Annotated in this window: 6 protein-coding genes; 2 read left to right on the forward strand and 4 right to left on the reverse strand. The window is 48.5% G+C overall.

All coding sequences use genetic code 11. The features are described from left to right. The 3 genes from Q0277_RS00975 to Q0277_RS00985 form a co-directional block, all read right to left on the reverse strand. Positions 1-547: cation:proton antiporter (locus Q0277_RS00975; protein ID WP_297994614.1), on the reverse strand; the 547-nt coding region annotated here is incomplete at its 3' end. Positions 548-822: 275 nt separating this feature from the next. After that, positions 823-1,440: a ComF family protein gene (locus Q0277_RS00980; protein WP_297994618.1), complete on the reverse strand. Its 618-nt coding sequence runs from the start codon at positions 1,438-1,440 to the stop codon at positions 823-825. After that, positions 1,441-1,989, reverse strand: a complete 549-nt coding sequence (locus Q0277_RS00985; protein ID WP_297994620.1) for a YajG family lipoprotein — start codon at positions 1,987-1,989, stop codon at positions 1,441-1,443. Between the two features lie 92 nt (positions 1,990-2,081). On the opposite strand from Q0277_RS00985, the gene Q0277_RS00990 reads away from it, so the two are divergent. Together Q0277_RS00990 and Q0277_RS00995 are read left to right on the forward strand one after the other, a co-directional pair. Next, the gene (locus tag Q0277_RS00990) at positions 2,082-4,373 is read left to right on the forward strand and encodes a DNA polymerase III subunit gamma/tau (RefSeq protein ID WP_297994622.1); all 2,292 of its coding nucleotides are present in this window, start codon (positions 2,082-2,084) and stop codon (positions 4,371-4,373) included. 752 nt (positions 4,374-5,125) lie between these two features. Next, complete coding sequence (locus tag Q0277_RS00995) at positions 5,126-6,055, forward strand: ribose-phosphate pyrophosphokinase (RefSeq protein ID WP_005873085.1); 930 nt, start codon at positions 5,126-5,128, stop codon at positions 6,053-6,055. A gap of 605 nt (positions 6,056-6,660) precedes the next feature. On the opposite strand, the gene Q0277_RS01000 is transcribed toward Q0277_RS00995, so the two are convergent. Further along, positions 6,661-6,915 (reverse strand): LysR family transcriptional regulator (locus tag Q0277_RS01000; RefSeq protein ID WP_297994626.1); only part of this gene is annotated, 255 nt, incomplete at its 5' end.

The following is a 6,915-nucleotide window of genomic DNA, read 5'->3' on the forward strand; positions in this document are numbered from 1 at the left end:
TTAAGATTAGATAGTTCACGGGGGTATTGTCGGTCGAGCCGAAGATGTCGATCATCAGCAAGATCGGGATGACGGCGAGGTCTTGAAAGAGCAGGATGCCAAGCACCTTGCGCCCGTAGTTTTGGTTAATTTCGCCTGTTTCGTTGAGCGTTTTTAGCACGATCGCCGTAGAGCTAAGCGCGAGCGCAAGCCCGATAATCATCACGGTTTTTATGTTTCCGCCGAAAGCTTGATCGATGATGAGCGCTAGAATAATACCGGTGCCGAGTACTTGGAGTATGCCGTTAAAAAATACGTCCTTTTTCATGCTCATCAGGTGATGGAAGCTAAACTCAAGCCCGATGGTAAACATCAAAAAGACGATGCCGAATTCCGCCAGCTCGGACATATGGGCGTTTTCGACACTGCTTAAGCTATATATCTGCGAAAAGCACACGCCCGCGACGATATAGCCGATGATAGTGGGAATTTCAAAAATTTTAAAGACGATATTTAGCACTATCGCAAGCGCGGTGATCGCAAGAAATAGCTCTATAACAAGCTCCATTAACTCCCTTTTTGTAAGATTATGCATAAAATTTAGCGCTAAATTTATTGTCAAATTTTACATTATCCGCGACCATTTACCGGAGGCGATAATCGATGAAATTTTATCTTTTCATATAAATTTACGGGTAAATTTTATAATGTGATTCTACTAAAATCCCGCTTAAAAATAGAGAAATTGTGTCGCACTTTATCGCTAAATTTAGAGGCTCGCGGTAAAATTTTAAAATCTAACGCGGCTTGAAATTTTAAATTTTAAAGCGCGATTATAGCGAATTATTCTTTTGCATTAGCTAAAACCAAGCCGCACACGGGCATAAAGCCGCCATCGATCAAGCTCTCGCGCGCTTGCAGCATGCTAAGGCCCGAGGTGATGATGTCGTCTACCAGGATCACGGGGAATTGCGGCGGGGTTAAAATTTTAAAATTTCGCTTGTGTTTTAGGCGAAATTCCAAACTCTGTCCGGTGTATTTGACGCGGTTTTGCGCACGCAGGCAGTGAAATTTCGGCTCCACGAGCTCGCTTTTTAGCGCGCGAGCTAAGATCGCCGTGTGCGAATAACCGCTGCGAGAGTCATCATCCAGCGGCACGGCGTTAAATTTAAAAATTCCGTCCGTTTTAAACGCTTCGTAGTTTTGCGGATTTGCAGAAATTTCGCGCTGCAGATGAAGCGGGAATTTCGCTAGGCTTAAAGAGGCTATGCGCGCAAGCACCGCAGCGCCGTATTCGTGATGTTTAGAAAGTATGAGCTCTCGAATTTCGGAGTAACCGTAGTAATAAAATACGCTAAAGCCCTCCACCTGCCGCATACCTAGGCGGCATTCGGCTAAATTTGCGGCGCAGGCGGCGCAGATCGTGCGCAGGCTAAACGCGCCGCAATTTACGCAGCGCATCTAAAGCGTCAAGATGATTTGATCGGCGGATTTTTTGACGATGTCGCCAAGCAAGCTTTGCACAAAAGGATTAAGCGATCTAGCCGTGCGAAGCGCGGTAAATTGGCTCTGATCCTGCGAAACGCGCTTGGTCGTAGTTTTGTTGCCCTGCACGATAGAGATCGCGATCTCGCCTCTTGCGCTCATATTTTCCTTCGAGTAGCCGTTGATCGCTGCCGAGATGCTTCTGATATTTACGGTTACGATATTCGGGCTTGCAGGATCGATCCTTACGCCGCGGGCCTCAAGCTCCGCGCGCAAAGCCTGATCAAACCACGCCGAGAGATTGTTTTTTAAAAGCACTTCATCGACTAGTTTGCCGTCGTTGTCGTTTATAACGGCGATTACCATCTGATTTTCGCGCTGATCGTTGATCGCGTTGATATTTACCGACTTGCCGCTTACGGTCTGATCGGCCTTAGAAAGATACGGATTTAGGCTGATGACGCTGCTGGTTTGCGAGCAGGCGACAAAAAATAGCGCAAATACGCCGATTAAAAATTTTTTCATTTTGATCCTTTTTCTGAAATTCGGGCGCATTGTAGCACTAAATTTAAAATTTATAGATTTTTTTGTATCATTGCAAGATCAAAGGAGAAATTTTGCAAGCACTCGCTTTAAAATACAGACCCAAAAGCTTCGAGCAGCTCATCGGTCAAGACGCCGTCGCCAAAAGCCTCGCACACGCGCTGGATTCGGGCAGGCTGAGCCACGCATATCTTTTCAGCGGACTTCGCGGCAGCGGCAAAACCTCGACGGCTAGGATTTTTGCCAAAGCGCTTTTATGCGATAAAGGCCCTACCGGCAAGCCGTGCGAGATCTGCGATAACTGCGTAATGGCAAACGAGGGACGCCACATCGACATCATCGAGATGGACGCCGCCAGCCATCGCAAGATCGACGATATCCGCGAGCTCATCGAGCAGACGAAGTATCATCCCGCAAGCGCACGCTTTAAAATTTTCATCATCGACGAGGTGCATATGCTTACCAAAGAGGCCTCCAACGCGCTTTTAAAAACGCTCGAGGAGCCGCCTAGCTACGTAAAATTTATCCTTGCGACGACCGATCCGCTCAAGCTTCCCGTCACGGTGCTATCGCGCACGCAGCACTTTCGCTTTAAGCCGATCGCCAAAAGCGCCGTCGTAGCGCACCTCGCGCAAATTTTAAAAACCGAAAACATCGCTTACGAAGAGGGCGCGCTTGAAATTTTGGCGCGCAGCGGCTCGGGCTCGCTACGAGACACGCTCACGCTCCTCGATCAGGCGATTATCTTTAGCCGCGAAGGAATCACGCAGCGCGCGATCGCCGATATGCTGGGCTTGCTCGATCCCGCTAAAATCGGCGAAATTTTAGACATCGTGCTGCGCCAGGACCGCGCGGGCGCGATCGAGATCATCAAAGAGGTCGAAAACTACAATGCCGAGACGATAATCGACGAGATGATCGCAAATTTAAAGGATAAATTCCTGCGCCGCGACGCGAAATTTAGCCTGCTGATGTATGAGCGGTTTTTCCGCATTTTAGCGGGCGCTAAGAGCATGCTCGCCATCAGCCCCGACAACACTTACGCGATTTGCATGATGATTTTTATGATGATGGAGGCGGTCAATCTGCGCGAGATCGACGAGCTCATAGAGGTCGGCAGATCCCTGGATCAAGGCGAGGGCTATGCTTCCGCTTCGGCGCCTAATTTAAACGCGCAAAGCTTCGCGCCGAATTTTAGGTCAAATTCTAATCAAAGCGCGACTTTTGCGCCAAATAGCGAGCCGAGCGGCGCGACTTTTGCGTCGAGTGACGCAGATAGCGCGACAAGCGAAGTGCCGAGCTTTACTGCGAGCGCTAAACGTCCCGCAAGCTCGGCACAAAACTCCGGTGCGGGCGGTGCGGCAAAACAGAGCCCTGACGCGGGCGGCGAGATCAAACCGGGCGCGGCGGCGCAGGCGCAAAATTCTAACTTTTCCGTCAAAACGGGCGCTCAAAATGAAATTTACGAGAATTTTTTAGCCAAAATTTACGACCGCGATTACGATCTAGGCGAAAAATTTAGCAAGTGCGTGGAATTTTTAAAATTTGAGCGCGGCACGCTGTATCTGCTCTCGCGCGCGCAGGGACAGGACAGAGAGTACCTGCGCAAGGGCTCGCGAGCGATCAATAGCGTGCTAAAATCGCTTTTCGGCGAGAGCGCGAAAATCAAAATCGAGCAAAGCGCGCCACAAAACGGCGATGATCCCGCCCAAAGCGAGCGCGATCGGAATTCCGCAGGTGGCACAACCGCTACACAAAGCAAGAATTCTACGCAAGGCGCGACTTCCGAATCCAGCGCCAATACTGCGCGCCCGAGAAATTCGACCTCACAAAGCCCTGTAAATTCCGCGTCGCAAAATTTTAATGAAAGCCCCACCTCTAGCAGCGTGCAAGAAAATCCCGAATCTACGCAAACGGGCGAGCAGAGCTGTGCGCCGCAAATAAATTCCGCCGCAAATGAGGCGCAAGCCGCAAAATTGCAAACGGATACGGCAAGAAATTCCGAGCAGCAAAATTTGGAAAAATCCGTGGCGGATTCTACGGCGCAAAATTCTGCGGAGCGAAATTCTGCAATGAATTCCAATTCGCAAAATTCCGCTTCAAATTCCAAGCTGCAAAATTCCGCTTCAAATTCCAAGCTGCAAAATTCCAAAATTTCTACAGGAGATGGCGACGGAGAGAAGGATGATCTGTTAAGATCCACCGATCCACAAAACTACGCCGCAAAGCCCCGCGATACAAGCAAGAGCATGCGCGCCGCCAAGGCAGGCCTCGCCGAGCTCGCAAACGGCGCGCAGGACGGCAAGGAAATTTTGATCTCCGAGATAAATAGGCTATTCGGCGAGCCCACTAAAATCACGGAATAGCGCCCGCTGCGGATAAATTTACGCTGCATCGCGCGATTTTAAAATTTAAGCGTGCCAAAACGATATAGAAATTTATGCGGCGAGAGAGCCTGTGCGATTTTAAAATTTAAACGTGCAAAAGCGACTCCGAAATTTACGCGACGAATGGAGCTCGTACGATAAATTTTAAAATTTCGCAACACGCGATCGAGCTCTAAACAGCAAGCTTTAAATTTGATCGTCAAAGCGCGCTTTAAATTTAACCGCGCTGGCGGTCTAAAATTTATACGCCGCGACAGTCTAAATTTAGCGCGCCGCAAAGTATCCGCGCAGTCTGTCCCGCACAAGCTCAAATCTAAATTTACGCATAATCTCCGCAACTCTAAAGATAAAATTTTGTGCGTCTGTATCGCAAATAATAAAATCCTGCGCTACCCGGCGCCCTGCCCTCCGCGATACGATTTTAGTCGTGCCCCTTTTTTTTCAAACTTTCATCAAGCTTTGCGATACGATTTTGCCGGCAATCTGCGCAGCTACCAGCATAAAACGCAGGCTCCGATCGCTCGCGGGCGCTGCAACCCACAGCCAAAATTTAGCCCAACCAAAGCCGCGGCGAGCCGAACCGCCTTAAAATTTTAAAAATTTATCTCGCAAACGGGCGGCGGTTCACGATACTCGCTTATGAATTTTACGGGGGCGCGGCGGGCGAATTAGCTAAAATTTAGCGCTTTTGGTGTAGAATTCGAGCAAATTTCAATCCAAAGGTCATTAAAATGCGCGGATATAAAATTTTCTCCGGCACCGCAAATCCCGAATTTGCCAAAAAAATCTCCAAATATCTCTCGCTGCCGCTTAGCGAGTGCGCGATCAAAACCTTCAGCGACGGCGAAATCAGCGTCCAGATCGGCGAGAGCGTGCGCGGCAAGGACGTCTTCGTCATCCAACCCACATGCGCGCCTGCAAACTCCAATCTGATGGAGCTTCTGATCCTAACCGACGCGCTGAAGCGCTCCAGCGCGAACTCAATCACGGCGGTGGTGCCGTATTTCGGCTACGCTCGCCAAGACCGCAAGGCAGCCCCGCGCGTACCGATCAGCGCGAAGCTCGTGGCAAATATGATGCAAACGGCGGGCATTGACCGCGTCGTCACGATGGATCTGCACGCGGGGCAGATACAGGGCTTTTTCGACGTGCCGGTCGATAACCTCTACGGCTCGCTGATATTCTTAGACTACCTGAAAGAGAAAAATTTAAAAAATCCGATCATCGCCAGCCCCGACGTGGGCGGCGTCGCGCGCGCAAGAAGCTTCGCCAAAAAGCTCTCGCTCGATCTCGTCATCGTCGATAAGCGCCGCGAGGAGGCGAACAAAAGCGAGGTGATGAACATCATCGGCGACGTCGCCGGCAAGGACGTGATCCTAATCGACGATATGATCGATACCGCGGGCACCATCGTCAAGGCCGCAGGCGCATTTAAAGAACAGGGCGCAAAGAGCGTCAGCGCGTTTTGCACGCACGCCGTGCTGAGCGGCCCGGCATACGAGCGCATCGAAAGCGGCGCGCTAGACGGCCTCGTCGTGACCGACACAATCCCGCTAAAGCAGGAAAGCGACCGCATCAAGGTAATCAGCGTCGCTCCGCTTTTCGGCGAGGTCATCAGGCGGGTATATCACGACGAGAGCGTAAATAGCTTATTCAAATAAAATTTTAAAATTTAAAGCATTGTGCGGTTTGTTTTAAACAGCCGCAGGAATGCGAACAATAGGCATCTTATAATAAAAGATCGCGGCTCAGCCTAAGTCAAGCGCTTACGCCTGCGGGCTCTAAATTTACAGCGTTTGAGCTCGCTGCCGATTTAATAACTTATTGTGGATTTAACTGCGACGCAAAATTTAGCTTCTAGGCGGCAAATTTACCTCTGCGCGACATTTACTCCGCGCGGCGGAAATTTTAACTGCAACCGCAGAGTAAATTTACCGCATTAGCCGCTGCAAGCCGCGTTTTAACGCTTGAAAAATTAGTATTAAAAACACTCTTATTTAAATTCATAGTGAAAATTTAATTATCGCTCGCTTCTGTGCGCATCGGCTACGCCTAACAAAATCTCATTAAATTTTTCCGCAAAAATCCAAGGCGCACACTAATGACAGATACCCCGAGCTGACTGCATTTAAATTTTGATATTTATAATGTAGAGTAAATTTTTAAAGCTCATTACGCCTTTAAATTTCTCATTCGCTCTTTAAACCGCCAAGAGCAAATAAAATTTTATTCATCAATGCCTATAAATAGCGATTGCACGGGAGAATCAAATATGCTTGATAGCGATAACGCCTTTTAATATTTCATAAATATTTAATCTTTTCGGAGCTATAATTTCGTCCGTGAATTTCATTCGCAAAATTTTATCAAAGACATCTTTAGACATTCGATACAGTTCTTTTCCTGCAAATGTCAACTTAAAATTTTTTGAATTTCTTTCGATAAGTTGTATATCTAATTTTGTTTCCAATTTTTTTATTTGTATAGACACCGCTGATTGACTAATATACAGTTTTTTTGC

The organism is uncultured Campylobacter sp. (genome assembly GCF_938030815.1).
Taxonomy (GTDB): Bacteria; Campylobacterota; Campylobacteria; order Campylobacterales; family Campylobacteraceae; genus Campylobacter_B.